Origin of the sequence: Thioclava litoralis (assembly GCF_045278885.1) — a bacterium.
GTDB lineage: Bacteria > Pseudomonadota > Alphaproteobacteria > Rhodobacterales > Rhodobacteraceae > Thioclava > Thioclava litoralis.
Genome location: NZ_CP135443.1, coordinates 552,347 through 579,319, shown reverse-complemented (window position 1 = coordinate 579,319; position 26,973 = coordinate 552,347). Strand labels below are relative to the sequence as shown.

The 26,973-nt window shown below is 62.0% G+C and carries 26 protein-coding genes and 1 other RNA gene; 12 read left to right on the top strand and 15 right to left on the bottom strand.

Going from position 1 to position 26,973, the window contains the following annotated elements; translation table 11 throughout:
- Positions 1-25 precede the first annotated feature (25 nt).
- The 5 genes from RPE78_RS02720 to RPE78_RS02700 form a co-directional block, all read right to left on the bottom strand.
- Positions 26-1,294 (bottom strand): SPFH domain-containing protein, encoded by a 1,269-nt coding sequence (locus RPE78_RS02720; RefSeq protein WP_406721177.1) that lies wholly within the window; start codon positions 1,292-1,294, stop codon positions 26-28.
- Positions 1,295-1,351: 57 nt separating this feature from the next.
- Positions 1,352-2,401, bottom strand: a complete 1,050-nt coding sequence (locus RPE78_RS02715) for a DUF2927 domain-containing protein (RefSeq protein ID WP_406721176.1) — start codon at positions 2,399-2,401, stop codon at positions 1,352-1,354.
- Positions 2,402-2,403: 2 nt separating this feature from the next.
- The gene (locus tag RPE78_RS02710) at positions 2,404-3,579 is read right to left on the bottom strand and encodes a toxic anion resistance protein (RefSeq protein ID WP_339107959.1); all 1,176 of its coding nucleotides are present in this window, start codon (positions 3,577-3,579) and stop codon (positions 2,404-2,406) included.
- A gap of 32 nt (positions 3,580-3,611) precedes the next feature.
- The gene (locus tag RPE78_RS02705; protein ID WP_339107958.1) at positions 3,612-4,523 is read right to left on the bottom strand and encodes a 5-bromo-4-chloroindolyl phosphate hydrolysis family protein; all 912 of its coding nucleotides are present in this window, start codon (positions 4,521-4,523) and stop codon (positions 3,612-3,614) included.
- A gap of 319 nt (positions 4,524-4,842) precedes the next feature.
- Entirely contained in the window at positions 4,843-6,600 is a 1,758-nt protein-coding gene (locus tag RPE78_RS02700) for a pseudouridine synthase (protein WP_406721175.1), read from the bottom strand.
- Positions 6,601-6,702: 102 nt separating this feature from the next.
- On the opposite strand from RPE78_RS02700, the gene RPE78_RS02695 reads away from it, so the two are divergent.
- The 8 genes from RPE78_RS02695 to RPE78_RS02660 all read left to right on the top strand — a co-directional run bounded on the left by RPE78_RS02695 (position 6,703) and on the right by RPE78_RS02660 (position 13,646).
- Positions 6,703-7,149, top strand: a complete 447-nt coding sequence (locus RPE78_RS02695) for a nucleoside deaminase (RefSeq protein WP_339107956.1) — start codon at positions 6,703-6,705, stop codon at positions 7,147-7,149.
- A 125-nt stretch (positions 7,150-7,274) separates the two neighbouring features.
- Positions 7,275-7,684, top strand: an RNA gene (rnpB, locus tag RPE78_RS02690) — RNase P RNA component class A.
- A gap of 191 nt (positions 7,685-7,875) precedes the next feature.
- Positions 7,876-8,043 carry a 50S ribosomal protein L33 gene (gene rpmG, locus RPE78_RS02685; RefSeq protein ID WP_339107955.1) on the top strand — a complete coding sequence of 56 codons (168 nt, stop codon included), beginning with the start codon at positions 7,876-7,878 and terminating at the stop codon, positions 8,041-8,043.
- Positions 8,044-8,297: 254 nt separating this feature from the next.
- Positions 8,298-8,456 (top strand): DUF2268 domain-containing putative Zn-dependent protease, encoded by a 159-nt coding sequence (locus tag RPE78_RS02680; protein WP_406721174.1) that lies wholly within the window; start codon positions 8,298-8,300, stop codon positions 8,454-8,456.
- Positions 8,457-8,766: 310 nt separating this feature from the next.
- Positions 8,767-10,050: an imelysin family protein gene (locus RPE78_RS02675; RefSeq protein ID WP_406721173.1), complete on the top strand. Its 1,284-nt coding sequence runs from the start codon at positions 8,767-8,769 to the stop codon at positions 10,048-10,050.
- 113 nt (positions 10,051-10,163) lie between these two features.
- The gene (locus RPE78_RS02670; RefSeq protein WP_406721172.1) at positions 10,164-11,579 is read left to right on the top strand and encodes a di-heme oxidoredictase family protein; all 1,416 of its coding nucleotides are present in this window, start codon (positions 10,164-10,166) and stop codon (positions 11,577-11,579) included.
- On the top strand, positions 11,579-12,568 hold the full coding sequence (locus tag RPE78_RS02665; protein WP_406721171.1) for an imelysin family protein: 990 nt from the start codon (positions 11,579-11,581) through the stop codon (positions 12,566-12,568). Before RPE78_RS02670 ends, RPE78_RS02665 begins: the two co-directional genes overlap by 1 nt.
- 1 nt (position 12,569) lies before the next feature.
- The gene (locus RPE78_RS02660; protein ID WP_406721170.1) at positions 12,570-13,646 is read left to right on the top strand and encodes a DUF1513 domain-containing protein; all 1,077 of its coding nucleotides are present in this window, start codon (positions 12,570-12,572) and stop codon (positions 13,644-13,646) included.
- Here the strand turns inward: RPE78_RS02660 and RPE78_RS02655 are convergent, their stop codons facing one another.
- The 4 genes from RPE78_RS02655 to choX form a co-directional block, all read right to left on the bottom strand.
- Positions 13,647-14,672: a hypothetical protein gene (locus RPE78_RS02655; RefSeq protein WP_406721169.1), complete on the bottom strand. Its 1,026-nt coding sequence runs from the start codon at positions 14,670-14,672 to the stop codon at positions 13,647-13,649.
- Between the two features lie 304 nt (positions 14,673-14,976).
- Entirely contained in the window at positions 14,977-16,047 is a 1,071-nt protein-coding gene (locus RPE78_RS02650) for a hybrid-cluster NAD(P)-dependent oxidoreductase (RefSeq protein ID WP_339107949.1), read from the bottom strand.
- A gap of 4 nt (positions 16,048-16,051) precedes the next feature.
- Positions 16,052-17,287: an aromatic ring-hydroxylating dioxygenase subunit alpha gene (locus tag RPE78_RS02645; protein ID WP_406721168.1), complete on the bottom strand. Its 1,236-nt coding sequence runs from the start codon at positions 17,285-17,287 to the stop codon at positions 16,052-16,054.
- Between the two features lie 294 nt (positions 17,288-17,581).
- On the bottom strand, positions 17,582-18,502 hold the full coding sequence (gene choX / locus RPE78_RS02640; RefSeq protein WP_339107947.1) for a choline ABC transporter substrate-binding protein: 921 nt from the start codon (positions 18,500-18,502) through the stop codon (positions 17,582-17,584).
- 189 nt (positions 18,503-18,691) lie between these two features.
- Here choX and betC point away from each other — a divergent pair, with 189 nt between their 5' ends.
- On the top strand, positions 18,692-20,200 hold the full coding sequence (gene betC / locus RPE78_RS02635; protein ID WP_406721167.1) for a choline-sulfatase: 1,509 nt from the start codon (positions 18,692-18,694) through the stop codon (positions 20,198-20,200).
- Positions 20,201-20,306: 106 nt separating this feature from the next.
- Positions 20,307-21,137: an alpha/beta fold hydrolase gene (locus RPE78_RS02630; RefSeq protein WP_406721166.1), complete on the top strand. Its 831-nt coding sequence runs from the start codon at positions 20,307-20,309 to the stop codon at positions 21,135-21,137.
- Between the two features lie 217 nt (positions 21,138-21,354).
- Here the strand turns inward: RPE78_RS02630 and RPE78_RS02625 are convergent, their stop codons facing one another.
- Both RPE78_RS02625 and thyX read right to left on the bottom strand, forming a co-directional pair.
- A complete protein-coding gene (locus RPE78_RS02625) occupies positions 21,355-21,780 on the bottom strand; it encodes a DUF1810 family protein (protein WP_339107944.1) in 426 nt (141 codons plus the stop codon).
- Positions 21,780-22,694, bottom strand: a complete 915-nt coding sequence (thyX, locus tag RPE78_RS02620; RefSeq protein WP_406721165.1) for an FAD-dependent thymidylate synthase — start codon at positions 22,692-22,694, stop codon at positions 21,780-21,782. The genes RPE78_RS02625 and thyX overlap by 1 nt, the downstream gene beginning before the upstream one ends.
- 127 nt (positions 22,695-22,821) lie before the next feature.
- Here thyX and RPE78_RS02615 point away from each other — a divergent pair, with 127 nt between their 5' ends.
- On the top strand, positions 22,822-23,256 hold the full coding sequence (locus tag RPE78_RS02615) for a VOC family protein (RefSeq protein ID WP_406721164.1): 435 nt from the start codon (positions 22,822-22,824) through the stop codon (positions 23,254-23,256).
- Between the two features lie 40 nt (positions 23,257-23,296).
- On the opposite strand, the gene RPE78_RS02610 is transcribed toward RPE78_RS02615, so the two are convergent.
- The 3 genes from RPE78_RS02610 to ftrA all read right to left on the bottom strand — a co-directional run bounded on the left by RPE78_RS02610 (position 23,297) and on the right by ftrA (position 25,812).
- Positions 23,297-23,929: a hypothetical protein gene (locus RPE78_RS02610; protein ID WP_406721163.1), complete on the bottom strand. Its 633-nt coding sequence runs from the start codon at positions 23,927-23,929 to the stop codon at positions 23,297-23,299.
- Positions 23,930-23,991: 62 nt separating this feature from the next.
- Complete coding sequence (pth, locus tag RPE78_RS02605) at positions 23,992-24,681, bottom strand: aminoacyl-tRNA hydrolase (protein ID WP_406721162.1); 690 nt, start codon at positions 24,679-24,681, stop codon at positions 23,992-23,994.
- Positions 24,682-24,801: 120 nt separating this feature from the next.
- Positions 24,802-25,812 carry a transcriptional regulator FtrA gene (gene ftrA / locus RPE78_RS02600; protein ID WP_406721161.1) on the bottom strand — a complete coding sequence of 337 codons (1,011 nt, stop codon included), beginning with the start codon at positions 25,810-25,812 and terminating at the stop codon, positions 24,802-24,804.
- A 65-nt stretch (positions 25,813-25,877) separates the two neighbouring features.
- Here ftrA and RPE78_RS02595 point away from each other — a divergent pair, with 65 nt between their 5' ends.
- On the top strand, positions 25,878-26,273 hold the full coding sequence (locus RPE78_RS02595) for a rhodanese-like domain-containing protein (RefSeq protein ID WP_406721160.1): 396 nt from the start codon (positions 25,878-25,880) through the stop codon (positions 26,271-26,273).
- Between the two features lie 72 nt (positions 26,274-26,345).
- On the opposite strand, the gene RPE78_RS02590 is transcribed toward RPE78_RS02595, so the two are convergent.
- Complete coding sequence (locus tag RPE78_RS02590; protein ID WP_406721159.1) at positions 26,346-26,969, bottom strand: 50S ribosomal protein L25/general stress protein Ctc; 624 nt, start codon at positions 26,967-26,969, stop codon at positions 26,346-26,348.
- Positions 26,970-26,973 lie beyond the last annotated feature (4 nt).

The window sequence follows — 26,973 nt, the reverse complement described above, 5'->3', positions numbered from 1 at the left end:
CCTTTTCTCTTGGCAGGACGTTCGCTCAGTGACCGGGCGGGGGAGGTGGCGGCTCGATCGTGAAAAGCTGCGCCAGTTCGGCGATCTCTTCTGCCGTTTTCCAACCATCCTGTCCGGGGGCCCAGACAAGCGAGCTGCGTGAGAATTGTCCGTCCGTTTTCATCTGGGCCAGCTGCCCGCGCCCGTAAGGTCCGAGTGTCTGTCCGTTGACGGCCATATGCCACACCTTCTCTACGGCGGGAGGTGGGGGCGGAGGCGGCGCGGCGACAGCCGCGCCGCCTCCGCCCTGGGGCGCGCGGGCTTGCCCGGGCGCAACCCCTTGCTGTGATACTGGCATCTGGCCCCACGGCCCCGTTTGTGTCTGCGCCGGCCCTGCCTGAAGCTGCCCGGCCTGAAGCGTCCCTGCCTGCCCGTATCCCCAAGGTCCGGCCAAAGGCTGGCTGCCCAGTTGCTGGCCCATCGCCATGCCCATTCCCGCGCCAAGGCCCGCCCCCATGGCCGCGCCCATGCCGCTTGCGGCCCCCGAGCCCGGCTGCCCCATCGCCTCGGCCGCGTTAAACTGCATATAACGGTTCAGATCGCCCACGATGCCCATCGAAGTCCGCTTGTCGAGCACCTTCTCCACTTCGGACGGCAGTGAGATATTCTCGACATAGAACTCGGGCAGGCTCAGCCCGTATTCGGCAATGGTCGGGGCAATCGCCTCGGCCACAAGCTGGCCCAGATCCGCCGTATTGGCCGCCATGTCCAGCACCGGAATATTAGACCCCGCAAGTGCGCGCGAAAACTCCTGAACGATGATATTGCGAAGCTGATAGCTTACCTCGTCCGAGGTGAATTCGCCATCCGTCCCCACGATCTCGGTGATAAACTTGCCCGGATCGCTCACTCTGGCGGCATAGGTGCCGAAGGCGCGCAGCCGCACCGGCCCGAATTCGGGATCACGGGTGATGACAGGGTTCTTGGTGCCCCATTTCAGATCGGTGAAACGGGTCGTATTGACGAAATAGATCTCGGACTGGAAGGGGGATTTGAACCCGTGATCCCAATGCTGGAGCGTGGTCAGGATCGGCAGGTTGTTGGTTTCCAGCAGATAGAGACCGGGGGTGAAGACATCGGCCAGCTGGCCTTCATGGATGAAGACGGCGGCCTGCCCCTCGCGCACCGTCAGCTTGGCACCATATTTGATGGCATGGCCCTGACGTTCAAACCGCCAGACCATCGTGTCGCGGGTGTCATCCACCCAGGAGATGACATCGATGAATTCGCCGCTGAGGAAATCGAGAATACCCATTATCCGGTCTCCGGTTCATAAAATCGACGGGGCGGGTGAACGGCCTGCCCCGATAGGTCAGTCATTCGGGGTCAGCTCTGCCGCGATCTCGCGGATGGCGGGCATCGCCTCGTCCTGTGTCATGCCCGGTCGTAACCGCGGGTCATAAAGCATCTTCAGCATCAGCTCGTCCTGATGGGTCAGCCGTGCAAATTCCTCGTCATCATTGAAAATCGAGGGACGGGCGCGGGGATAGTCATTGGCCAGCCCCAGGCCCTGCGCAAGCTCTTCGTCAAAGCAGCTCTCGCGCAGCGCATCGGGATGTTCGCCGCGGATAATGGCCACCGCGCGCGAATAGGCGGATTTGTCGCCCTCGGAAAAGGCGAAGACCACGCAGAAGGTGGTGGTGGGCAGATTGGTGATCGCATTGACCGAACTGTCATCAATGCCCGGCACCATCTTGCGCAATAGCGCGGCAGAGCCCTCGCGTTCGTCCTCGTTCAGCACCAGCACCGAGAAATTGCCCCGATCGGGCACAAGGCTGACCGGATGGCGGGTAATCTGCGCCAGCTTTCCGGCATAGGCGCGCACGGTTGCGGTGTCTTTCTGGCGCTGCGCCTCGGGGATCGAGGCCCCGAAATGCAGATCCATCCGCACCGGTTCTTCCCAGCGGCGCAGCTTCGAAGCGGTCTGCTTTGCAACAAAGGCGCCATTGCGATGCTCGTATTCATCATAAAGCGCGATATTGACAAAATTGTCGATCAGCTGCCTGCGGTGGAACGGGGCATCGCGGGGGGCCACATCGGTGCGCATCAGCCCTTGTGACAGCAGATTGTCCTGCACCTGCTGGAAATAAGCGGCCAGCGCGATGCTGTCGGGGGACCGCGGGGCGACCTTCGCGCCGTTCAGGTCCTGCGGGGCGGTTTGCGGGCGGGGCGTCTTGCGCGGGCCCTGCGCGGCAGGGCCGGAAAAGGGCAGGGTCGAACATCCGGCGACGGCCAGCAGGCAAAGCCCCACACCCATCGCCCGCAACATGCGGCTATGGCGCGAAGAGACCACCGCCCCGAGCGGATGGGGCAGGCGGGATAGGGCACCGCGCCGGAAGGTCTCGCTTGCGCCGCCGGTCATTCTTAACGCGCTCCCTGTTGCGCGGCGGGACGCGGGCTGCGGGCCGAGGCCAGCGTGTCACGCAGACGCCCCTCCATCTCCACCAGTTCCCGTTCGGCCTCGGCGCGCTGGCGCTTGCCCTCATCGGCAATCGAGAGGCTGTCCTCGATGGTGGCAATCAGGGTCTCGTTGGCCTGTTTCACGGCCTGAATGTCAAACACGCCGCGTTCCATTTCCTGCCGCACGGTCTGGTTGGCCTGACGCAGGTTCTCGGCATTGGCGGTCAGCAGGTCATTGGTCAGGTCATTGGCGGCCTTCACCGCGCCTGCGGCCTCCGCCGAGCGCTGGATCGTAACGGCCTGTGCCAGTTGGGTTTCCCACAGCGGCACGGTATTGACCAAGGTCGAGTTGATCTTGGAGACCAGTGCCTTGTCGTTTTCCTGTACCAGCCGGATCGAGGGGAGCGACTGCATGGTGACCTGACGGGTCAGCTTCAGGTCATGCACGCGGCGCTCCAGATCATCGCGTGCGGCACGGATATCGCGCAGCTCCTGGGCACGGATCAGCTTGTCGCCCTCGGCGGCCTGCGCCACTTCCGCCTCTTTGGCGGGAATGATCGTGGCATCGGCCTCGGCCAGCTTGGCTTCTCCGGCCGCGATATAAAGCGCCAGTTCATCATAGAATTTCAGCGTCTTGGTATAAAGCAGATCAAGCGATTTGACATCCTTGAGCAGCTTCGTTTCATGCGAAAGCAGCACATCGCTGATCTTGTCGATCTGGCTTTGCACCTGTTCATAGCGCGCAAGGAACGAGGCAAAGGGCGCCGCGCGCCCCATCAGCCGTTCCCACCAGCTTTGCTTGCGGCGCACATCCAGCTCGCTGACCGAAAACCCGCGCAACGTGGTGACGATCTGGCGCAGGCTATCACCGGCAGGGCCGGTATCCTTGTTTTTCACATCCACCAGCATCGCCTGACTGATCTCCTGCAACTCCGACTGGGCGCGGGTGCCAAAGCGCAGAATGGTGTTGGAATCGGTCAGGTCGACCTCGTTCATCCGTGACCGGATCTCGATGGCGGTGGGGGCCTCGGCCTTGTCGAGCGCCAGACCGACCTCTTGCGGATCGGGGAGGCGCAGGGCCGCAACCTGTTCGATCTCGCTGATATTCTTGGCGGCCGCTTCGCGGGTCGTGTCGCTCATCTTATCGGTCTCCTTGGCAGGACGTAATAGCGTTAGTCATGATGTCGGGAAAAGGTCGGGGCGATGCCGTCGCGTTCCAGCCGTTCGCGCAGCACGTCGATCTCGATCTCCAACCCTTCGCGCCCGCTTTCGATCAGCTGGCGCGATTTGGCCGTGAAATTGCGTTCGAGATCGTCGAGCAGGCTCTCGTAGCGGCTGCGGGCGGCGGGATCGGGGCTTTGGGCGTAGAGATCGGCAAAGCGGATGGTCGCATCACGTGCGCCTTCCAGATAAAGGGTCAGGTAGCGGCGTGCGGCGCGCAGATCGTTGGGGTCTTCCTCGACCGCACGGAACAGATCGCGGGCGCGGGTGGCAAACATTTCCACACGGGCCTCAAGCTGGGGGGCATGGGCGCGGGCAATGGCCGCCCGCATGGCCGCCAGATGCTCCTCGCCAATCGCCACCGCCTCGGCGGCGCGTTCCTGCTGGAACGGGTCTATACCATCCATGCCCTTGTTTTTCAAAGGGTCCAACCCGAAAGCCACGATTCCCAGCGCGGTGCCGATAAGGCCGCTGCCAAGCGCACCCAGCAGGCCCATCTCCTGCGCCCCGAGCGCCAGACCCAGCCCGATGCCCATCGCGCCAAGGATCTTGCGCGGCAGGGCGGGACGGCGGGCCACACGGCGCGCCTCATAGGCGGCCTGCGCCCGTAACCCTTCGCGGATCAGGAACGCGGCGCCTGCACATAGGCCGAATGCCATGATCGCGCGCGCCAGAGCCACAGGCCCCGCCCCGAATGCCCCGAACAAAAAGGGCAGGGCGCAGATGGCCACCCAGAACGGACGGCCCTCATAGGGGTGTTCCGGTCTGGGCAGGCGCTCGGTCGGAATGTCTTCCTGCCCGTTCAGACGGTCGGGATGGTGCGGGGCTTCGGGGCTGTATTTGCCAGAGAAACGGCGGGCCATCGTCAGACGCTGCCTGTCATCGCAATTTTCAGCGTCAGCGCCAGCATCAGCAGGAATGCGATGCGCTGAATGGCTTTGTGCGACATAGGGCCCCCTTTTCTTCGGTTCAGCAGGTTCGGTCAAGCGATCATCAGCGACGCTCATCTTAAGCGAAGAATAGGTATAATGGCACGGCTCTGCCAGAGGGGGGTGGCAGAAAAGCGCGTATCGGGGCTGCAAGAAACCGGCATTGCAGCGTGGCCCCAGCGCTTTGCCTCAAAAGAACCTGCGCTTTGCCCAAAAGAAACGGCGCCAAATCGGGTTTGGCGCCGTAACAGGATTATTCGCTACGCGGTTTGCGCGGCCCTTTGGGGCCATCGCCGCGCTGGCCGTCGCGTTTGGGGCCGCCCTTGAAGCCCCCCCCCGACTTGCCGCCAAATTTGCTTGCGCCCGGCTTGCCACCGAAGTTGCGTTCGCCACGCTGGCCGTCACGTTTGGGGCCGCCCTTGAAGCCGCCGCGCTCGTTGTCGCCGCCGCCGAAGCTGCGCGGCTTGTTGCCACCATCGCGGTTGCCGTCACGGCGCGGACCACGGTCGTCGCCGTTGTCGAAACGCGGTTTGCGGGGCTTGTCCCCGAAACGGGCCTCGCCTTCTTCGCGACGCGGCTTGCCAAAGCTTTTGCCATCGCCGCGCGGGCCACGATCCTCAAACTTCTTGTCGCCAAACTTGCGCTCGCCGAACTTCTTGTCGCCGAAGGTCCGTCCGCCGCGGTCGTCGCGCTCGCCGAACTTGCGATCCCCGAATTTTCTGTCCCCACGCTCGCCGCGTTCGCTGCGCTCGCCGAATTTCTTCTCGCCGAAGCTGCGGCCTTCGCCTCCGTCGCGGCGCGGGCGATCCCCGAATTTCTTGTCGCCAAACTTGCGATCGCCGAACTTGCGGTCATCGCCGTCGCGGCGCGGGCGGTCGGCGCGGTCTTCGCGCGGTGCGTTCCGCTCTTCCTGCCGCTTGTCGGGAGACCAGCGCTGCTTGCGGGGACGGTCTTCCCCTTCGGCCCGCGGGCCACGGTCCGCGCGTTCGAAACGGTCGCCGCGCTCGGGGCGGTCCCCACGGGCGCTGAAATCTTTCTGGCGGCCAAAGCTGCGTTCGGGTTTGCCGCGCCCGTCGCCGCGCCCGTCTTCGTTGTCCCGCGGTGCACGGTCGAAGCGTTTGCCACCCCGTTCCCCGCGATCCCCCCGCTCCCCGAACCGGCCACGCGGGCGCTCGCCGTCGTCGCGGCGGCCTGCGGGCTTGTTGCGGTCGGCAGGTTGTGCGCCGGGCGTATCCTCCAGCAGGCTGCCCAGCTGGTCATGCAGGACGCGGCGTTTGATTTCCATCACATCGCCGGGCTGCATTTCGTTGAGGCGGAAGGGGCCGTAGCTGACGCGGATCAGGCGGTTCACCGTCAGGCCGATTTCGGCCATGGCGCGGCGGATCTCGCGGTTCTTGCCTTCGCGCAGGCCGACGGTCAGCCATGCATTCGCGCCTTGCTGGCGGTCAAGCGTGATGTCCATCGGCTGGAATTCGGTGCCGTCGATGGTGATCCCCGCGCGCAGCGGGTTGAAGGTGTCAGGCGTGGGGCGGCCATTGACCCGCACGCGGTATTTGCGCAGCCAGCCGGTTTCGGGCAGTTCGAGGCGACGTTTGAGCGCCCCGTCATTGGTCAGCAGCAGCAGGCCTTCGGAGTTGAGATCGAGGCGGCCGACATTCAGCACGCGCGGCATGCCTTCGGGCATCTCGTCAAAGATGGTGCGGCGGCCCTGCTCGTCTTTCTCGGTGGTCACCAGCCCCAGCGGCTTGTAATAGAGCCAGACGCGGGTTTCCTGCGGTGCATCGATCGGCGTGCCGTCGATGGTGACCTTGTCTTTGGGGGTGACATCCAGCGCCGGAGATGCGGCCTGTTTGCCATTGACCGCCACACGGCCTGCAAGGATCAGTTTTTCGGCATCACGGCGCGAGGCGACGCCCGAACGTGCGATGACCTTGGCAATACGCTCGCCCCCAGAGCTTGCGGCAGAGGGCGTATTGTCCGGTTTCGGCGTATTGTTGGAATCATTGGTCATGGCAGGCGGCTCCCGAGGCGGTCTTGAAGGCGCCTCTCTATAGTGTCTTCTCTCCTGTGGGAAGAGCCTTGCATATAAGAAGCTTCGCGTCCAAGAGGAGATATGTTCAGAAGTTTCATGGATCAGGCGCTGGAAGAGGCGCGGGCGGCGGCTTTGCGTGGCGAGGTTCCGGTGGGAGCCGTGATCGTTTCGCCTGCGGGCGAGGTGGTGGCGCGCGCCGGAAACCGCACGCGCGAACTCTGTGACCCTACCGCCCATGCCGAGATTCTGGCTTTGCGCGCGGCCTGTCATGCCGTCGGGTCGGAGCGGCTGGTGGGGTATGATCTCTATGTCACGCTGGAACCCTGCCCGATGTGTGCGGCGGCGATTGCGGCGGCGCGGGTCGGGCGGCTGTATTATGGTGCGGCGGATGTGAAATCGGGCGGGGTGGCGCAGGGCGCGCGGGTGTTCTCGCATCCGCAATGCCATCATGCGCCCGAGGTTTATGACGGGATTTCGGCGGCGCCCGCAGAGGCGCTGTTGCGTGCTTTCTTTGCCGCGCGGCGATAGGGGGCGGGGTAAGGGGCTTTGCCCCTCTTCGACTGCGTCGAATTCACCCCAGGATATTTCGGGCAGCTGGAACGCAGGCGGTTTTGCTTGACGCTGTTGCGCGATCCGGCATATGGCGGGCTTGCGCAGGGGGTCGGATGACCGCGGCGATTACGTAGCTCTGTGTCTGCAGACAGCCGGATCGCCGAGGAAAGTCCGGACTCCATGAAGTGACGGTGCCGGGTAACGCCCGGCGGGGGTAACCCTAGGGAAAGCGCCACAGAGAACAGACCGCCCTGCTTTGGCACGGGTAAGGGTGAAACGGTGGGGTAAGAGCCCACCGCGGGACTGGTAACAGGACCGGCATGGCAAGCCCCACCGGGAGCAACGCCGAATAGGGATCGCGTGCCGCAGGCATCTGTCTGACGGTAGGGGAGCTTCGCCCCGAGTGATCCGGGTTGGCAGCTTGAGCCTGCAGGCAACTGCAGGCCTAGAGGAATGGTCATCGACGGGGGTAACCCCTGAACAGAATCCGGCTTATAGACCGCCTGCGCAAATTCTGCCCTTTTCCGCCGTTTGCCAGAGGGGGCATGTCGTGAGAGAGCGGCTTCGGGGATGTGTTGTGTCGAATTTCTGGAAGATCGCGCATTTGGCTGTTGACTCTGGGGTGAGTCTGACTAAAAGGCGGGCTTCAAGGATTTCGATGGTGGTCGCGCGATGCTGGCTGCCTGACTCAGGAGATGAAACATGGCGAAGCCGACGACGCAAAAGATCCGTCTGACCTCGACGGCGGGCACCGGGCACTTCTATGTGACCAAGAAGAATGCCCGTACCATGACCGAGAAAATGGTCGTGAAGAAATACGACCCGGTTGTGCGTAAGCACGTCGAATATAAAGAAGGCAAGATCAAGTAAGATCTGTCTTTCTGACGAAGCGAAGGCCGCCCTCGGGCGGCTTTTTGCTGTTTGGCGGGGCGGGGTCTTGCGGGGGCGGGCCTTTGGTCCAGTCTGGCAGGATGCCCGACGCCTTTGCGCCATTTTCTGGATGCCCGTGATGCGTGTGGTTGACTGGCTGCCGGAGCGATTCCGTTGCAGTGGCTTTGCTCCGGCGTCCGGTCTGATCGAGGTCTATCTGCCTGCATCCCCAAGTGTTACAGGACCCAGCGACCTTGCGGGGCGATCTTTTGCGGGTGCTCTTGCATGAATATCACCACGTCCTGCGCGGGGACGGTCCGGGCTATGGCCGCAGTCTGGAGGAAGCTCTGGTGAGCGAAGGGCTGGCGCAGCTTTTCGTGCATCAGGTGCTGGATGTGCTGCCTGCGCCGTGAGAATTTGCAGTGAGTGAGGCCGAGCAGCGACCCTATATTCCGCGGGAACTGGAGGGGTTTGGCCGTGCCTACGATCCTTCGGAGTGGTTCATGGGGAGGGGGCTGCCGCGTTGGCTGGGCTAGGCTTTGGGACGGCGGATTGTGGCGGCGGGGCTGGGCCATGCCACGCCCTACAAGGCACGACATCGGGCGGCAGGCACATTCCGTCCGGAGGTGCTGGCGCTTCCCGAGTAAAATAATCGGATTTACAAAGCTGACAAAATAGGTCACTTATGCGTGAAGTAGAAGTTTCACTGATATGAGGAATCCTATGTCCTGTCGTCTGCACGCGCTGATCACCAGTACTGCTCTTGTTGTGGCCCCTCTTATGGCTCCGGTGACGGCCTATGCGGACGCGCCAAGCGCGGAGGCGGTGATCAAGACCTATGCCGATATCGCACAGGCGGGCTATGAAGACAGTCTGTCGACGGCTCAGGCATTGGAAGCGGCTGTGGACACGCTGGTCAAGGCCCCCACGGAGGCGCATCTGAGCGCCGCGAAAGAGGCGTGGATCGCCGCCCGTAAGCCCTATCAGCAGACCGAGGCCTTCCGTTTCGGCAATGCGCTTGTGGATGACTGGGAGGGCCGTGTGAACGCCTGGCCGCTGGACGAGGGGCTGATTGATTATGTCGATGAGGATTCCGCCGCCAATAACGAGGAAAACGATCTGGCGCTGGCCAATGTGATTGCAAATAAATCGCTGACCATTGGCGGGCAGCCGGTGGATGCCGGCACGATCTCGCCCGAATTTCTGGCCGAGACCCTGCAGGAGGCCGAGGGCGTCGAGGCCAATGTGGCCACCGGCTATCACGCCATCGAATTCCTGCTTTGGGGGCAGGATCTGAACGGCACCGAGGCAGGGGCCGGTGCGCGCCCCTATACCGACTATGTTCAGGGCGAGGGCTGCACGGGGGGGAATTGCGACCGCCGTGCCGATTATCTGCAGGCCGCTTCCGCCTTGCTGGTCGCGGATCTGAAAGAGATGGTCGGTCATTGGGACGAGGACGGGGCGGCGCGCAAGGCCCTGACCGACGATGCCGAGGCGGGGATCACGACGATTCTGACCGGCATGGGGTCGCTGTCTTATGGCGAGTTGGCGGGCGAGCGGACCAAGCTGGGCCTGATGCTGCATGATCCGGAAGAAGAGCATGATTGCTTCTCGGATATGACCCATCTGTCGCATTACTATGATGCTGTCGGGATTCGTAACGTCTATACCGGCCAGTATACCCGCGTGGATGGTTCGGTTGTGGAAGGGGCATCGCTTTCGGGGCTGGTTGCGGCCAAGGATGCGGATGTGGATGCGCAGCTGACCAAGGATCTTGATGCGTCGGTGGCGGCCGCTGCCGCGATCAAGGCCAAAGCCGAAAGCGGCATGGCCTATGACCAGATGATCGCTCTGGGCAATGACGAGGGGGCGGCATTGGTGACCGGCCTAGTGGATGCGCTGGTTGCCCAGACCCGCACCATCGAACGGGCGGTGACGGTGCTGGGGGCCGAGGTCGAGATCGAAGGGTCGGACAGTCTCGATAATCCCGATGCGGTGTTCCAGTAAAAGGGCAGGGTTGCCGGAAGATAGGCCCATATTTTCCGGCATCACGGTCCTGAATGTCCCGCGGCAGCGATGCCGCGGGCTTTTGTGATGTGAGGGTCATGATCAGGTCTTTGTTGTCCGCTTTTATTGCACCGGCCGTGCTTGTGCCCGTTCTGTGTCTGCCGGTGGCCGCCTGTGCGGGCGGGACGGAGGCGATATCGGTTGTGCAGCCTGCCCGCCAGTTCACGACCGCCGAGCGTTACGAGGCCAATCCGGGCGGGGCGGGCAGCCTTGCGACCCGCCGTTTTGACAGGCCTGCAGCCAGTCTGCCCGCTGCGCAGCGCATGACCTTCACCTTGGGCGAGGCGCTGTTTGAAAAGCTCTGGGTGCTCGCACCCTCCAGCACGCGCGCCTCGGACGGGCTGGGGCCGCTGTTCAATGCCCGCGCCTGTGCCAACTGCCATCCGGGCAACGGGCGGGGCTGCCCCGAGGACGGGCAGGGGATTTCGGGCATGGTGCTGAAACTCTCGCGGCGTTATCGCGCGGAAGACGGGGCCTTCGGGGTCGAGGGCTGGCACGGGATGATCCCCGATTATGACTTCGGCTGGCAGTTGCAGGATCGGGCGGTGCCATCGCTGCAGCCCGAGGGGCGGCTGGAGCTGGAGTGGATCGAGGCCCACGGCCTGCGCTATCCCGCGCCGCGCATTGATCTGCCGCCCGAGGTGCTGACCTCGCTGCGGGTGGCACCGCAGATCATCGGCTTGGGGCTGCTGGAGGCGATCCCCGAGGCGGATATTCTAATGCATGCCGACCCCGAGGATGCCGATGGCGACGGGATCTCGGGGCGGGCGCAATATGCCCCTGGCCCCGATGGTGCGGTCCGGTTGGGGCGGTTCGGGCATAAGGCAGGCATGGCGCGGCTGGTGGATATGACGGCGCAGGCGTTCAGTCAGGATATGGGCCTGTCGAGCGTGCTTTTCCCCGAAGGCTCGGGCGATTGCACCCTGACGCAGACGGACTGTCTGGAGCTGCCCGACGGCATCGATGTGGGGCTGCGCGACAATGCCGAAGTCTCCACCGAGGCGCTGCAAGCGGTCACTGATTACGTGACTTGGCTGGGGGTGCCCAAGCGCCGCGATGTGGCGGACCCGCAGGTGCTGCGCGGCAAGCAGGCCTTCTATCAGGCGCAATGCCATGCCTGCCATGTGCCGAAATTCGTCACCGCGACCAGCGAGGATCCGGTGACCTCTCATCAGCTCATCTGGCCCTATAGTGACCTGCTGCTGCATGACATGGGCGAGGGGCTGGCCGATCACCGCCCCGAAGGGGTGGCCTCGGGGTACGAATGGCGCACGGCCCCGCTTTGGGGGATCGGGCTGACACAGGAAAATACCGGCCATGCGCCGCGCTTTCTGCATGATGGCCGTGCGGCCACATTGGACGAGGCAATCCGCTGGCATGGTGGCGAGGCAGGGGCTGCCCGTGATAGATATCTGGCGCTGCCTGCCGCATCCCGCGCCGACCTGATCCGTTTTCTGGAGACCCTGTAATGCGTTCTATCCTGCTTTCCCTGCCGTTTCTTGCCTTGGCGCTGCCTGCTGTGGCCGATGTGCGCGCGACGGTTACCGATGATGTGCTGCCCGCATATGCCGCGCTGTCGGATGCGGCGGTTGCCCTGCAGAAAGGGGCCGAGGCGGATTGCTCGATTGCGGCGATGCAACCGCTCTGGAACACGGCCTTCGATGCATGGATGGGGGTCAGTTTCCTGCGTCTGGGGCCGGTGGAAGAGCAGGGGCGGGCGCTGGCCTTTGCGTTCTGGCCCGATGCCAAAGCCACGGGCCGCCGCCAGCTTTCGGCGTTGATCAAGGCGCAGGATCCGCAATTCACCGATGCCACGGCCTTGGGCAAGGCCTCGATCGGGGTGCGGGGGTTCTTCGGGTTGGAACATCTGCTTTATGGCCCCTTGGCAAGCGATGAGGCGTATACCTGCAAGCTGCGCGCCGCGATGGCCTCCGATCTGGCGCAGATGGCGATCGACACCGAGGTCGGCTGGCAGAACGGCTTTGCCGACGAACTGCTTACCCCCAGTGCCGAGGGGCACAGCCTGTATCTGACCGAATCCGAGGCGCGGCAGGCGCTTTATACCCAGCTTGTGACGGGGCTCGAATTTGACAAGGATATCCGCTTGGGGCGTCCTTTGGGCAGCTTCGACCATCCGCGCCCCGAACGGGCCGAGATGCTGGCCTCGGGGCGGTCTTTGCGCAATGTGATCCTGTCGCTGGAGGCGCTTAAAGGTTTTGCCGATAAGCTGGCGCAGGGCATGGGCGAGACCCCCAAGACGGATGCGGCCTTCGCAAGGGCGATCGAGCTGGCGCAGGAGCTGGATGATCCGGTTTTTGCCGGTGTGGATGACCCGATGACGCGGCTGAAGGTCGAGATCGTGCAACAGCAGATCGGGCTGACGGTCGATGCCATGCAGGCCGAGCTGGGGCCTTTGCTGGGGGTGAATGTGGGCTTTAACGCAGCGGATGGAGACTAAGATGAAACGGCGTCATTTTCTTGCAAGCCTTGCCGCAGCGGTGAGCGTTCCACGTCTGAGCTGGGCCGATGCAGGCAGCCCCGCCTTTCTGGCCGCCGCGAAATCGCCCGATGGCAGCTATGCGATCTGGGGGCTGACGGCAGAAGGCGCACCGCTTTTTACGCAACCGCTGCCCGGTCGTGGTCATGCCGCCACCGCCCATCCCGACCGCCCCGAGGCCGTGGCGTTTGCCCGCCGTCCGGGAACCTTCGCGCTGGTGATCGACTGTGTGACGGGCGGGCTTGTGGCACGGCTGACCCCGCCCGAGGGGCGTCAGTTCAACGGTCATGGCGCGTTTTCGGGGGATGGGGCGCGGCTTTATACCTCCGAGGTGGTGGCCGAAGGCTCCGCAGGACGGATCGGCATCTGGGATGTGGCGCGCGGCTATGTGCGGGTGGGGGAGTTCGCCTCGAACGGGATCGGCCCGCATGAAATCCTGCGCCTTCCCGGGCAAGAGGTTCTGGTGGTGGCCAATGGCGGGATCCAGACCGACCCCAGCGACCGCACGCCGCTGAATATCGACACGATGCGCCCGAACCTGAGCTATCTTTCGCCCGAGGGGGAGGTGCTGGAGGTCGTCGAGCTAGCGCCCGAGCTGTGGCAGAATTCGATCCGCCACCTGTCGGTGCGCGGTGACGGGCGGGTGGCGTTCTGCATGCAGTGGCAGGGCGATCTGATGGAGCCGGTGCCTTTGCTGGGCCTGCATGACCGCGGCCAGAAGGTGGTTCTGGCCGACCCCCTGCCGGGCGAGGAATTTGCCATGAAGGGCTATGCCGGATCGGTGGCTTTCGGGCAGGGCGGGCGCGAGGTGGCGATCACCAGCCCGCGTGGCGGCATGGTGCAGGCCTATTCGGCGGAAGGCGAGGCGCTTTGGTCGGTGCGCCGTGCCGATGTCTGCGGCCTTGGGGTCTGCAAGCAGGGCGGGTTCACCGCAACCGATGGCGCGGGGCTTGTGTCGCAGATCACCGCTCAGGGTATCGTGCCGCTCAAGCGCTCGGATGTGGCATGGGATAACCACCTGATCCCGATCGGGATCTGATTACAGCTTGCGCTCGAATTTCAGCGAGAGGTGGATCTGGTCGGTCAGATCCCCCTCGACCCCGTCCAGCCCGATGCGGGTGCTCAGATTGCCCAGCCCCTTGCGGTCCAGATCCAGCCCCAGCTCGACGCGCGAGGTAAACCAGTCGGTCGAGGGGTAGGCCTCGTCCAGCAGACCGGTGCCGACACTGTGCTGGGCCACAAGCGCGAATTGTCCGGTCAGCCCCATCTTGGCCCAGTTGCTTTCGAGCGGATGCGAGAACTCCACCCCTGCCGAAAGCTGTGACAGGGACAGCCGGTCACCATCCACCAGTGCACCGCTGGCAATCTTGAACTGGTGGGCCACCTCATTGACATGGCTGGCGAAAATATTCGGCGTCAATTCTGTTGTGCCCATTTCAAAGCGGCCTTCCATACGGGCCTGAAACAGCGTGCGTTCGGCGCGGGCACGGCGCTGGATCGAACCGTCGGGCGCGAACTGGTTGTTGGTGGCCCCGTGCAGCAGCCGCATCGACCAGTCCAGCTCGGTCTGTGGCACCTTGCCCGCCAGATAGGGGCCGACCAGAAAGCCATAGCCTTCGCCCGAGGCCCCATCATCGATACGGCGCTCTGCCGCATCCAGCTGGGCCATCGCGCCGACATAGATCTGCTCGTTCAGCTTGGTATGCCCGCCAAAGGCGACAAAGCTGTATTGCAACGCGGTCTCATCGCTGCGGGTCCAGTTGGACTCGACCACCGCCCAGCTGCGCTGCCCCTTGGCGGTATTGAATTTCAGATCGCCGAGATCATCGGTCAGATGGGCATCGAAGATCCGGTCCTTGCTGTTTTCAAACATGAAATCCAGCACATTGGGCTGGCGCGCCAGAAGCCTGTCCTGACGCATCTTCTGCAATCCCGCAAGCGCGACAGAGGTTTCGCGCGCCGTCGGCCAATCGGCCTCGCTGGCTGTCGCCCTGAAAGGAGAAGCCATGATCCCGAATATGATCGCGGGCAAAAGAATGCCGCGCGCAAGCGTCCGTCCGTTCATGGAACGCCTCACTGGTTGCTTCGTGCCTGATAACGGATTGCGCAGGGCATGATGCCGAAATCTCTGCCACGCGCATGGCAGATCTGCGGGTCCGTTTTGTTATCGTCTTTTGGTATAAGCAGAAGGTAACAAAAACTCGGGGCAGGTGGCAAGTTTTCGCCGGACCGGAAGGGAAATTGTGATCGCGGCTGATGATCTTTTGGGCGCGGCGTCGCATTTTCTGCGATGATTCACGTGAAATGGCCGCACGGCACTGCCGCACGGCCTGACAGGTTGATCTGCCGTTGCTCAGGCCCTCAGGCCTTCAGGCGTCAACAATGACATGCCCGCGCGGATTGGAGCAGCAGGCGAGAATGTAACCTTCGGCAATATCGTCTTCGGTGATGCCGCCATTATGGACCATATGCACCTCGCCCGAGACCTTCTTGATCTTGCAGGTGCCGCAGACGCCGAAGGTGCAGCCCGAAGGAATATTCAGCCCCGCCTGACGGGCAACCGCCAGAACCGTATCGGTCTCGGCGCATTTCTGTGTCACGCCGGAGCCGGAGAACTCGATTTCGGCGGTGGCCCCTTCCTCGGGCAGCTCGTCTTCGGGGATGTCGCGCACTTCCTCGATCGGGGCGCTGAAGCTTTCCTGATGGTAGTGGTCCATATCGAAGCCAAGGCCCGCCAAGGCTTCGCGCACGGCGGTCATAAAGGGTTCGGGGCCGCAGCAGAAGACCTCGCGCTCGAGGTAGTCGGGCGCCATAAGGCCCAGCATCAACTGGTTGAAAAAGCCCTGATATCCGGTCCAGGGTTCGTATTTATCCGCCCCTTCGACAACCCATTTCAGGTCGATCCCGTGTACCCGTGAGGCCATATGTTCCAGCCGTTCGCGGAAGATGATCTCTGACGGGCGGCGGGCGCAATTCACAAAGACAATGTCGCAATCGCGGCCCAGATCATACATATGCGTGGTCATCGACATCATCGGCGTGATGCCCGACCCTGCCGAGATAAAGAGATATTTTTCGGCAGGGTAATTGGCGTTGGTAAAGCTGCCGGTGGGGCCGATCGCCTTGATCCTCATCCCCGGTTTGAGGTTGTCGAACATCCAGCGGGTCCCGATGGACTCGGGCTGGGCCTTGACCGTCACGGTGATCGACATCGGCCGCGAGGGCGAGGACGAGATCGTATAGGTGCGGTACAAAGGCCCACCCGGCACCGGAATTTCCAAGGTCAGGAACTGGCCGGGCTGGTAGTCGAAGATCGCCCGTGAAGGTGCCTGAAAACAGAAGGTCATCACATTGGGCACCTCGGGCAGCACCGAGACGCATTCCAGCTCTTCTGAATCGTTCCAGATCTTGATCGCGGTTTCGCCGGGGATGAGGGTCATTAACTTACTCCGCTGCGAGCTTCACGGGGCCCACCCGCGAAGTCATGGTGTCACAATACCAATTCACGAACTGGATCACGCCATCCTCATGGGTTGGCGAATAGGGGCCGGGCTCATAGGCGGGCGAGTTGATGCCCTGCTGGTTGTCTTCGACCACGCGGCGATCCTCGTCATTGGTATGTTCCCAGACGGTGGTGAGGTTCTTGAGGTCATAATCCTGCCCCTCGACCGCATCTTTATTCACCAGCCATGTGGTGGTGACCTCGGTCTCGGTCGGGCTGATCGGCGTCACGCGGAAGGTGATCGAATGGTCCGACAGGAAGTGGTTCCACGTGGTGGGGTAGTTGAACAGCAGCAAAGTGCCCGCATCCAGCACCGGCACGCGGCCCAGACGTTTTTTCACGGCGATCTTGCCATTCATCGTATAGCTTTCGGCACCATCCAAGAGCGGCATACGCGCCACGCGATATTCGCCGTTATCGGCCATCTTGAAGCGCGAGGGCGCACCCATGGCTTCCAGACGGTTGAAGTGGTTTTCAACCTTCTCTGGGAAGGTGCCATCGGCGCTGACACCGGTGATCGAGGGATCTTCGGGGTAGGTGCGGCACAGGTCGGGGTGGTTGCCCGCGCAGTGATAGCATTCGCGGTTGTTTTCCCACACCAGCTTCCAGTTGCCATTCTCGATGATGGTGGACTGGAAGGCGACCTTGGCATTGGACAGGTCATGCACCTCCAGATAGGGAGTGACGGTCTCGGCAAACGTGTCGAAATCGGGCGCATTCTCGGCCAGACAGATATAGATCAGCCCCGAGACCTCACGGCAGTTGACGGGCTTCAGCCCGTGTTTCGAGGCATCGAACTCCGGCCCCATATCGCGCGCCCATAGCAGGCGGCCATCCAGCTCGTAGGTCCATTGGTGATAGGGGCAGACCAGCTTGGCAGCGGTGCCCTTCTTGTGCTGGCAGATCACCGAGCCACGGTGGCGGCAGGTGTTATGGAAGGCGCGGATGACATCATCCTGACCACGCACGATCACCACCGTATAGGCGCCGACCTTATGGGTGACATAGGCGCCTTTCTTCGGCAGCTCGGCGCGCGAGGCGGTAAAGAGCCATTCCTTGTACCAGATCTGGTCGAGATCGGTCTGGAAGATCTCGGGAGAGGTGTAGAAGGCCTGTTCGAGCGCATGGCCGGGTTTGCGGCGGGCGAGAAGCTCGGGAAGGGAAGCGGAGGGTTGCATGGCCTTGTCTCCATGGCACGCTAGTGCTGCGCGGCTGTGGGTTTCAATGGACCCAGAGTAGTCACGATTAAGATTTGGCGAAGGCGCATTTGCGACCCCTGCGACGGGGATTTGCGACATAAGGGAAAAACTTGTCGCAAAAATTGCAGGATCGACCCTGTCGGGCAGGGGGCTGGCACGTGCCGCCGACTCAGGGGGCGTCGCCTCAAGCGGTTGAAGTTCTTGGAAGAACAGCGGGCCGCAAAAAGCCGCGCAAAGCGGGGCTTGCGCGGCTTTGTCGTTTTGAGAGCGGGGTCACAGACCCAGCGCGTCTTTCACAACCGGCAGGCCCTCTTTGCCGTCAATGGTTGTCACGCCGTCCAGCCACGGGGTGACAACATCGGGATGCGCTTTCAGCCATGCCGGAACCGCCTCGTCGGGGTCTTTGCCGTCATTGAGGATCGCCCCCATGATCTCGTTTTCCATCGGCAGAGTGAAGGTCATGTTTTTCAGCAGCTTGCCGACATTCGGGCATTCGGTCGCATAGCCTTTACGGGTCACGGTCTGCACCGTGCCTTCGCCGCCAAAGAAATCCTCGCCGCCGGTCAGGTATTTGATGTCATAGGTCGAATTCATCGGATGCGGGGCCCAGCCAAGGAACACCACCGCCTTCTTTTTCGGATAAAGACGCCCCACCTGCGCCAGCATGCCCTGTTCCGAGCTTTCGACAATCTGGAACCCCTCCAGAACCTTGCCCTTCTCGGTCAGGTCCATCAGGTAGCCATTTCCTTCATTGCCCGGCTCGATGCCGTAGATCTTGTGATCCAGCTCGTCGGCGAATTTCGGGATATCGGCATAGCTATGCAGCCCCTTGTCGTAAAGATAGGTCGGAACGGCCAGCGTGTAGTTGGTGCCGGTCAGGTTGGTGGTGACCACATCGATCGTGCCTTTGTCGAGATAGGGGCCGATGGCGGCCTGCTGCGCGGGCATCCAGTTGCCAAGGAAGACGTCGATATCATTCGAGGCCAGCGACGAGAAAGTGACCGGCACGCCGAGCACATCGACATTGACCTTATAGCCAAGAGCGGTCAGCACTTCTTTCGCGGTTTCGGTGGTGGCGGTGATATCCGTCCAGCCGACATCGGAAAACCGCACGGTGCCACAATCGGCAAAAGCGGCAGCGGCATTGAGGGCGATGACAGAGGCGGTCACACCGCCCAGAAATTTGGCTTTCATTGTTACTCCCGGTTGCTTTGTGTTTTTTTGATTGACGAGTCAATTAGTGCATTCCTACCCTAACATGGCAATCCGTTTTTGTCATGCACATGGGTGGAACTGCGCAATCCGGTCAAAGAAAGCCGGTTCAAGCCTGCTTTCTGGGCAGGTCTGATGAGATTTTCAAATCAACGAGGAGTGGCCCCCGCGATGTCGCAACCGAATATCCTGATCTTTATGGTGGATCAGCTCAACGGCACCCTGTTCCCCGATGGTCCGGCAGAGTGGCTGCATGCGCCGAATCTCAAGAAGCTGGCGGCACGGTCGGTGCGCTTTGCCAATGCCTATACGGGCTCGCCGCTTTGCGCTCCGGGGCGGGCGGCCTTCATGTCGGGGCAGCTGCCCAGCTCGACGGGGGTGTATGACAATGCCGCCGAGTTCCGCTCGGATATTCCGACCTTCGCGCATCACCTGCGTCGGGCAGGCTATCAGACTTGCCTCTCGGGCAAGATGCATTTCGTGGGGCCTGACCAGCTGCACGGGTTCGAGAGCCGCCTGACCACCGATATCTACCCCGCTGATTTCGGCTGGACGCCGGATTACCGCAAGCCGGGTGAGCGGATCGACTGGTGGTATCACAATATGGGCTCGGTCACCGGCGCAGGCGTGGGCGAGATCTCCAACCAGCTGGAATATGACGATAATGTCGCCCATGAGGCGAAGATGAAGGTCTATGATCTGGCGCGCGGTCTGGACAGCCGCCCGTGGATGCTGACCGTCAGCATGACCCATCCGCATGACCCCTATGTGGCGCGCAAGAAATATTGGGACCTCTATGAGGATTGCGAGCATCTGATGCCCACGGTCCCCGATATGGGCTATGACAATCAGGACAACCATTCCAAACGCATCTTTGACGCCAATGACTGGCGCAATTTCAACATCACCCAAGAGGATATCCGCGACAGCCGCCGCGCCTATTTCGCCAATATCTCGTATTGCGACGATAAGATTGGCGAGATCATGGAGGCGCTGGAAAGCACCGGCCAAGAGGCGATCATCCTGTTCGTCTCGGATCATGGCGATATGCTGGGCGAGCGCGGGTTGTGGTTCAAGATGAACTTCTACGAGGGCTCGGCGCGGGTGCCTTTGATGATGGCGGCCAGCGGGGTCGAGCCGCGTCTGGTCAAGACGCCTGTCTCTACCATCGATGTGACGCCGACGCTATGCGATCTGGCGGGGATCGACCTGCAGGAGATCGCGCCTTGGCTGGATGGCGAAAGCCTGCTGCCCTTGGCCAAAGGCGGCACGCGCGAGTCGTCGGTGAAGATGGAATATGCCGCCGAAGGGTCTTACGCGCCGCTCGTCAGCCTGCGGCAGGGGGATTACAAGCTGAACCTGTGCAAGCTGGACCCCGACCAGTTTTTCCATCTGGGGGCCGACCCGCATGAACTGGTGAACCTAGCAGGTGACCCTGCCCATTCGCAGGCCTACAGGGCGATGAAAGCCGAGGCTGAGGCGCGCTGGGATCTGGACCGCTATGATGCGGATGTGCGGGCCTCGCAGGCGCGGCGCTGGGTGGTCTATGATGCGCTGCGTCAGGGCGGCTATTACCCGTGGGATTACCAGCCGCTGAAGGATGCCTCCGAGGCCTATATGCGCAATCACATGGACCTCAATGTGCTGGAATCCAACAAGCGCTTCCCGCGCGGCGACTAGGCGTCTGAAGCCAACGTGAAGTCGAAGGGGCGGCGGACCGCCCCTTTTTCATGGCGCTCGGGGCGCGCAGGCCTATCCTGAGCATAGGACATAGGAGGATTTCCCGATGACGCAATTCTTTACCGCCGCCGATGGTGCGAAACTGGCCTATCGTGACGAGGGGCAGGGGGTGCCGGTGCTGGCGCTATCGGGGCTGACCCGCAATATGGCCGATTTCGACTATGTGGCGCCCTATCTGCTGGACATGGGCGTGCGGTTGATCCGCATGGATTACCGCGGGCGCGGGCAGTCGGAGTTTACGGAGGCTGCTACCTATACCGTGCCGCAGGAGGGGGCTGATGCGTTGGCGCTTCTGGACCATCTGGGGTTGGAGAAGGCGGCGATTCTGGGCACCTCGCGCGGGGGGCTGATCGCGATGTATCTGGCGGCTGTGGCGCATGACCGGCTGCTGGGGGCCTGCCTGAATGACGTGGGGCCAAAGCTTGAAACGGCGGGGCTGAATGCGATTTTCGACTATCTCGGGCGCAATCCTGCTGCGAAGACCTATGATGCTATGGCCGCGCGTCTGCCCGATCTGATGGTGGGCTTTGCAAATGTTCCCGCCAGCCGCTGGGCGCAGGAGGTGCGTCACCATTATCTGGAAACCCCCGAAGGCCTGCGCCTGCGTTACGACCCTGCGTTGCGCGAGCCTTTCCTGAAGGACTTCAAAGGTGATCTGCCCGAGGCTTGGCCGTTCTTCGAAGCTTTCGCAGAGCTGCCGCTTTGTCTGATTCGCGGAGCGAATTCGGTGCTGTTGAGCGCGCAGACCGCAGCAAAAATGCAGCAGCTCAGGCCGGATATGATCTTCGCGGAGGTCGCGGATCGGGCGCATATTCCGTTTCTGGACGAGCCAAAATCGCTTGCGGCGCTATCAACATGGGTTGCCAAGCTGGCTTAACGTAACCCTGATAAGTAACTGAAAATTAAGCATTTTAATTGTTTTAATTTTACAAAACTTGTTTGCAGATGCTAAAACAAACATGCCTCGGAAATATATCGGGGCGGCGGCGGAGGCAATGTTTCAAGTGTTAACGAGTAACGCCTCCGCCGTGTGTCACGAGTAGACCGGTATGTGTGTATGTAGCCAGTGCAGGGGAAGATATCGCCCCTGAAGGTTAAAGCTGCTCGAGCGTGCGAGGGCAGCGGCTGCCATTGTAAAAAGTGACAAGAACACGAGTGAATATGGCACCGCTGTCCGACTTCGCGTCGGTTTCAGCCATTTCGAACAGCGTCATGCAGGAGCGTAACTTGCGCGCATCGACCGTTCCCAGAATGTCGTCTATATCTTTTTCTGGATGTTGCAGCACGGCTTTGCAAGCGGCGCTGAGCCGTGTTTGCAAAGTCTGGTTGTCCAGATAGGCGCGGGCTTCCGACATATCGGCCAACCCGAATTCCTTTGATCGCGGCGATATGCCCAGACTGGCCAGTTGCGGAAAAATCCACCACATCCAGTGGCCGCGCTTGCGACCGGCCTGCAATTCCGAAAGCGCGACCGGAAAGTCGCGCTCCTGTTCTTTCAGAAAGCGTTCAAGCCCCGCCATCAGCCCCAGATGGCTTCGAATTCGCGCCATTCGCCTTTGGACATGCCCGAAGTCTCGGCGGTGACGGTTTCGCCCGCAAGGCGGCGCTTGAGCACCTCGACCGCGCGGCCTGACAGGTTGACCCCGCCCAGACGGTAATCCTCGAAGGCCTCATAGGCGGCAGGCACCCAGTCCTTGACGATATCGCACATGGTCTCGGCATAGACGCGGATCTCATATTGCGCATGGGCATCGGCACGCAGGCGCAGGAAGTGGAAGAGATTGTGCAGGTCCACCTTCCAATACCATTGGGTATAGATATTGGTGGGCAGGTTCATCCGCGCCAATTCGCGCGCCAGCCCCTGTTTGCCCGCCTCCTCATCGGCGGTCAGCATGTCCTCATAGTGGTCGTAGGACCGCATCGCATCCTCGCGCAGCATGTCCAGCACGCGTGCTGCTTCGGCGCCTTGCAGAACCGCGCCACGGCCCTGATGGTTGACGGTGGATTGCGCTGCCAGCTGGTCGGGCTCGGGGATATAGAACTCGCGGTCGAGGATCGAATAGCGCGCCGAATATTCATTCACATTGGCGGTGCGGTGGCGGATCCACTGGCGGGCGACAAAGACCGGCAGCTTCACATGGAACTTCACTTCGCACATCTCGAAGGGGGTCGAGTGCCAGTGGCGCATCAGATAGCGGATCAGCCCGCGGTCATCCGAGACCTTCTTCGTCCCACGGCCATAGCTGACGCGCGCGGCCTGCGTGATGGCATTATCATCGCCCATATAGTCGATGACGCGGATCAGCCCGTGATCGAGCACCGGATGCGCGGTATACAGGCGCTCTTCCATCCCCGGCGAGACCGCGCGGCGGGTCGGCTGCGACAGCGCGCGCTGTTCCTCGATATCGGCAAGCTGTTCGGGGGTAAGCGTCATGGCGGTCTCCGTAAACTCTACAGGCGGATTCGATTGGCTCTCTGTATCGCGGGAAAAGCCTCGGGGGGCAACTGCTTGCTCTTTCAAAGCTGTGGATTACCTTGCATCCAAACGAAAGGAGGCCGCTATGAAGGTCGAATATCTGCACACTATGGTCCGCGTGCTGGATCTGGAAAAGACGATCGGGTTTTTCAAACTTCTGGGTCTGATCGAGCGCCGCCGTGTCGAAAATGAAAAGGGCCGTTTCACGCTGGTCTTCATGTGCCCGCCGGGCCAAGAAGATGGCCGTGCCGATGTCGAGCTGACGTGGAACTGGGATGGTGATAGCGGTCTGCCCTCGGACAGCCGCCACTTCGGGCATCTGGCCTATCGGGTCGAGAATATCTACGACATGTGCGCCAAGCTGCAAGAGGCGGGCGTGACCATCAACCGCCCGCCGCGCGATGGCCATATGGCCTTTGTACGCTCGCCCGATAATGTGTCGATCGAGCTGCTACAAATGGGCGATGCCCTCGCCCCCGTCGAGCCTTGGGCCAGCATGGAAAACACCGGCCATTGGTAAGGTGATCCTTTGGCAAGCTCTGCCGCTTCGGCGGAGCTTGTTAGTCTGCCTTCCGTGTCAAAAGGTCTTTGTGGCGGCTGTCGCAGATTTCCATAGCGGCAAGCTGTCTGGCATATTTGCCATGTCGACTTCGCTGCACGCCGCTGTGATTGGTGCCACCGACAATTTGATCGCAGGCCTTTGCTGCCGAGAAAAGCGTTACGTAGCCAGCGGCAAGTGCAGCAGCAGCTTCGTGTAGTGCGAAATAGGACTGTGCTACGGGTTTTGGTTTGGTCGAAAACTCGTCTTTTAGTTGCCGCAATGTCTTTAACGAACCTGTGCCTAGTGCGCGAGACACATTGGAAAGTTCCATGGCCAAGTTGGTCACTAGAGGTGGGGCGCCCGCTTCAAGATAAACTTCGTGCCGCGCAGTTAGCAAAGCCTCGACATGCCGTGCTGCATCCGAAACTAGCCCCATTGCTTCAGATGTACGCGCAGCCCTCATGGCTGATATCCATGCAGCCGCGCCGGCTATCAGCGTAGCCCCTGCGCCGATGAAGGTTGTCCATTGAGAGAAGAGTTCTGACTGGAAATGGCTATCTGCCAGCGCATAGGTGGTGATGGCCAGCAAAAAGCCAATCAGAAGTCCGCTGACAAAGGGCGGGGTGTCTTTTAAGGCTTTGAGAAAATGCACTTGGAGCGATCCTTTTTTCTAACTGCTCCGAGCATAGATCAACGGCAGTCCTTGTTTGAGGACTATCTCCCGAACTTGTCTTTCAGCTTTTCCAGCGGCGAGCGGGTGTCTTCCGGCGCGGCGGCAGGTTTGGCGGGGCGCTCGGTCTGGATCTTTTCGGGGCGGGTGCCGGTGGAGCTGCGCGGCGGCGCGGTGCGCAGGCTGACCGCATTGAGGAATTTCTGCCCGTCGCCCGAGGCCAGAGCTGTGGCGCCGTCCGAGAGGCCGCGCTTCAGGTCATCCAGCATCTGCTCTTCGGATTTGGCAAAATCGGCCAGCACATAGCCCGCCACGCGGTCCTTATGGCCCGGGTGGCCGATGCCCAGCCGCACGCGCTGGTAATCGGGCGAGAGATGCGCATGGATCGAGCGCAGCCCGTTATGGCCCGCATGGCCTCCGCCCTGTTTCAAACGGCATTTCCCCGGGGCAAGGTCAAGTTCATCATGGAAGACGGTCAGGTCTTCTACGGTGAATTTGTAGAAATCGGCTGCCGCGCGGACCGACTGGCCAGAATTGTTCATGAAGGTCTCGGGCTTGAGCAGCACGATACGCTCGGAGCCCAAGCGGCCCTCGCTGATCTGGCCTTGGAATTTGGATTTCCACGGGCCGAAGCCGTGGTCTTCGGCGATGCGGTCAAGCGCCATGAAGCCGATGTTATGTCGGGTTCCGGCATATTTCGCACCGGGATTTCCGAGGCCCACCCAGAGTTGCATGTGTTCTGTCCTTCGGTTCATGCGGCCCGTTGCCGTGGCGGGGCTGGGGGCTCTGCCCCCTCTGGCGCGGTGCCCGCGCCATTCACCCCCGGGATATTTCGGGCAGCTGGAAAATAAGCGTCAGGCGCTTTCTATCTGGCCGAAGCGCTGACGCCAAGTGGCAGGGGCCACGCCATAGCGTTTGCGGAAGTGGTGGCGCAGGAGCGCGGCGGAGCCGAAGCCGCAGCGCTCGGCGATCTGGTCGATGCTTGGGGTGGGGGCTTCGAGGAGGAGGGCGGCCTGTCTGAGGCGCTCTTCGTTGAGGAAGCGGATCGGGGTGGTGCCTGTGGCGTCGAGGAAACGCCTGAGGAAGGTGCGCTCGCTCATGGCGCAGGCGTTTGCGAGGCTGCTGATGGTGGGGGTATGGGTGAGGTTCTGGCGCAGCCGGTCCAGCAGGGGCGCAATCCTGTCGGCCTCGGTGGCGCGCGGGACAGGGCGGGGCAGGAACTGGTTCTGCCCGCCATCGCGATGGGAGGCGATGACGAGGCGGCGGGCGACCGAATTGGCGGCCTCCGCGCCGAAATCCTGCCGTACGATATGCAGCCCCAGATCCAGCCCCGCCGCCGAGCCCGCAGAGGTATAAAGCGGGGCATCATCGGTATAGAGATTGTCGGCCCGCAGGGTGACATCCGGATAGCGGGCCGCAAAATCTTTGGCATAGCGCCAGTGGGTGGTGGCGCTGTGGCCGTCGAGCAGCCCCGTCTGGGCCAGCACAAAAGCGCCCGAACAGATCGTGGCAATCCGCGCGCCGCGCGCATGGGCTGCAATCAGCGCGGCTGTCAGTGCGGGCGGGGCGGGGGTATGCGCGCCGCGCCAGCCGGGGATGACAATCAGGCCTGCCTCCTCCAGCAGTTCCAGCCCGCCATCGGTACTGACCCTCAGCCCGCCATGCGCGCGGAGCGGGCCCGGCTCGATCGCCGCTGTGCGGAACCGGTACCAATGCGGGCCCATCTCGGGACGCGGGAGGCCGAAAATCTCGGCGGTGACACCGAATTCAAAGGTGCATAGCCCGTCATAGATCAGCGCCACGACACGGTTATTGGCGATCGGCTGCAAAGGCAGAAGTGGCAGGATATTGTCTTGCGTTGTCATTCCGCCATCTTACGCGATGGGGCAGGGTCTGGCAATCTGGCCTTATCGAGAAAAGGAGTTTCGAAATGAATGCTGTTCTGTCCCGCCCGCCTGTTGCTGCCGCCGATGTCGTGGCGCTGCTGGAACCCCAATGCGCGCTGCATACCGATTGCCATGATGTGCACGACGCCGATGGCGGCTTCGTCCTGTTGCATGTGATGGGGACGCCGGACACCTATGCCCGCCGCCATATCCCGAACGCGGTGTTCATGCCGCATCGCATGATCACGGCAGGGCGGCTGGCTGACTGGCCGCAAGACACCCTTTTTGTGGTCTATTGCTCTGGTCCGCATTGCAATGCTGCCGAGCAGGCGGCGCTGGCGATTGCGCGGCTCGGGCGGCCCGTGAAGATCATGCTGGGCGGCTTGATGGGCTGGGAATATGAGGGGCTTGCCTTTGCGGGCGAGGCAGCGCTGGCCTGATCGCCTTCTCTTGCAATGCAAAACGCGGAGCCATTGGCCCCGCGTTCCGTCAGACAGAGGTCTGCGCGCAGATTATTCAGCTGCGGCTTCGCCTTCGGCTTCTTCTTCGTCGTCACCACCGCCAAGGCCTTTGGGCGCTGCGATGTTTGCGATGACGAAGTCGCGGTCGATGGTCGGTTTCGCGCCATTGGGCAGCGAGACTTCGGAGATGTGGATCACGTCGCCGATTTTCTTGCCGGTCAGATCGACAACGATCTGCTCGGGGATATCACCGGCCAGAACTTCCAGCTCGACTTCCTGACGTACGATGGTCAGAACGCCACCGCGCTTGAGGCCCGGTGCGGCTTCGTGGTTCACGAACTCGACATGCACGAAGAGTGCGATGCGCGAGTTGCGGTGGGTGCGCATGAAGTCGACGTGGGTCGGCAGGTCTTTGACGACGTCTTTTTGAACGCCGCGGCAGATCACGCGGACGTCTTCCTGACCTTCGACCTTCAGGTTGAACAGGGTCGACAGGAAGCGGCCTTTGCGCAGACGGGTCAGAAGCGGGTTGAACTCGAGGTTCAGTGCCAGCGGTTCTTTACCATCGCCGTAAACGATTGCAGGTACTTTGCCCTCACGACGTGCTGCGCGAGCGGCCCCCTTGCCCGTCCCCGAACGCACGACGGCTTTGATCGTTTCGATCTCTTTTGCCATTTTG

What these genes read in the sequence shown, in the direction of transcription:
- RPE78_RS02720 (WP_406721177.1), bottom strand. Translation starts at nt 1,294, where the DNA reads ATGGGTATTCTCGATTTCCTCAGCGGCGAATTCATCGATGTCATCTCC.
- RPE78_RS02715 (WP_406721176.1), bottom strand. Translation starts at nt 2,401, where the DNA reads ATGACCGGCGGCGCAAGCGAGACCTTCCGGCGCGGTGCCCTATCCCGC.
- RPE78_RS02710 (WP_339107959.1), bottom strand. Translation starts at nt 3,579, where the DNA reads ATGAGCGACACGACCCGCGAAGCGGCCGCCAAGAATATCAGCGAGATC.
- RPE78_RS02705 (WP_339107958.1), bottom strand. Translation starts at nt 4,523, where the DNA reads ATGGCCCGCCGTTTCTCTGGCAAATACAGCCCCGAAGCCCCGCACCAT.
- RPE78_RS02700 (WP_406721175.1), bottom strand. Translation starts at nt 6,600, where the DNA reads ATGACCAATGATTCCAACAATACGCCGAAACCGGACAATACGCCCTCT.
- RPE78_RS02695 (WP_339107956.1), top strand. Translation starts at nt 6,703, where the DNA reads ATGTTCAGAAGTTTCATGGATCAGGCGCTGGAAGAGGCGCGGGCGGCG.
- rpmG (WP_339107955.1), top strand. Translation starts at nt 7,876, where the DNA reads ATGGCGAAGCCGACGACGCAAAAGATCCGTCTGACCTCGACGGCGGGC.
- RPE78_RS02675 (WP_406721173.1), top strand. Translation starts at nt 8,767, where the DNA reads ATGTCCTGTCGTCTGCACGCGCTGATCACCAGTACTGCTCTTGTTGTG.
- RPE78_RS02665 (WP_406721171.1), top strand. Translation starts at nt 11,579, where the DNA reads ATGCGTTCTATCCTGCTTTCCCTGCCGTTTCTTGCCTTGGCGCTGCCT.
- RPE78_RS02660 (WP_406721170.1), top strand. Translation starts at nt 12,570, where the DNA reads ATGAAACGGCGTCATTTTCTTGCAAGCCTTGCCGCAGCGGTGAGCGTT.
- RPE78_RS02655 (WP_406721169.1), bottom strand. Translation starts at nt 14,672, where the DNA reads ATGAACGGACGGACGCTTGCGCGCGGCATTCTTTTGCCCGCGATCATA.
- RPE78_RS02650 (WP_339107949.1), bottom strand. Translation starts at nt 16,047, where the DNA reads ATGACCCTCATCCCCGGCGAAACCGCGATCAAGATCTGGAACGATTCA.
- RPE78_RS02645 (WP_406721168.1), bottom strand. Translation starts at nt 17,287, where the DNA reads ATGCAACCCTCCGCTTCCCTTCCCGAGCTTCTCGCCCGCCGCAAACCC.
- choX (WP_339107947.1), bottom strand. Translation starts at nt 18,502, where the DNA reads ATGAAAGCCAAATTTCTGGGCGGTGTGACCGCCTCTGTCATCGCCCTC.
- betC (WP_406721167.1), top strand. Translation starts at nt 18,692, where the DNA reads ATGTCGCAACCGAATATCCTGATCTTTATGGTGGATCAGCTCAACGGC.
- RPE78_RS02630 (WP_406721166.1), top strand. Translation starts at nt 20,307, where the DNA reads ATGACGCAATTCTTTACCGCCGCCGATGGTGCGAAACTGGCCTATCGT.
- RPE78_RS02625 (WP_339107944.1), bottom strand. Translation starts at nt 21,780, where the DNA reads ATGGCGGGGCTTGAACGCTTTCTGAAAGAACAGGAGCGCGACTTTCCG.
- thyX (WP_406721165.1), bottom strand. Translation starts at nt 22,694, where the DNA reads ATGACGCTTACCCCCGAACAGCTTGCCGATATCGAGGAACAGCGCGCG.
- RPE78_RS02615 (WP_406721164.1), top strand. Translation starts at nt 22,822, where the DNA reads ATGAAGGTCGAATATCTGCACACTATGGTCCGCGTGCTGGATCTGGAA.
- pth (WP_406721162.1), bottom strand. Translation starts at nt 24,681, where the DNA reads ATGCAACTCTGGGTGGGCCTCGGAAATCCCGGTGCGAAATATGCCGGA.
- ftrA (WP_406721161.1), bottom strand. Translation starts at nt 25,812, where the DNA reads ATGACAACGCAAGACAATATCCTGCCACTTCTGCCTTTGCAGCCGATC.
- RPE78_RS02595 (WP_406721160.1), top strand. Translation starts at nt 25,878, where the DNA reads ATGAATGCTGTTCTGTCCCGCCCGCCTGTTGCTGCCGCCGATGTCGTG.
- RPE78_RS02590 (WP_406721159.1), bottom strand. Translation starts at nt 26,969, where the DNA reads ATGGCAAAAGAGATCGAAACGATCAAAGCCGTCGTGCGTTCGGGGACG.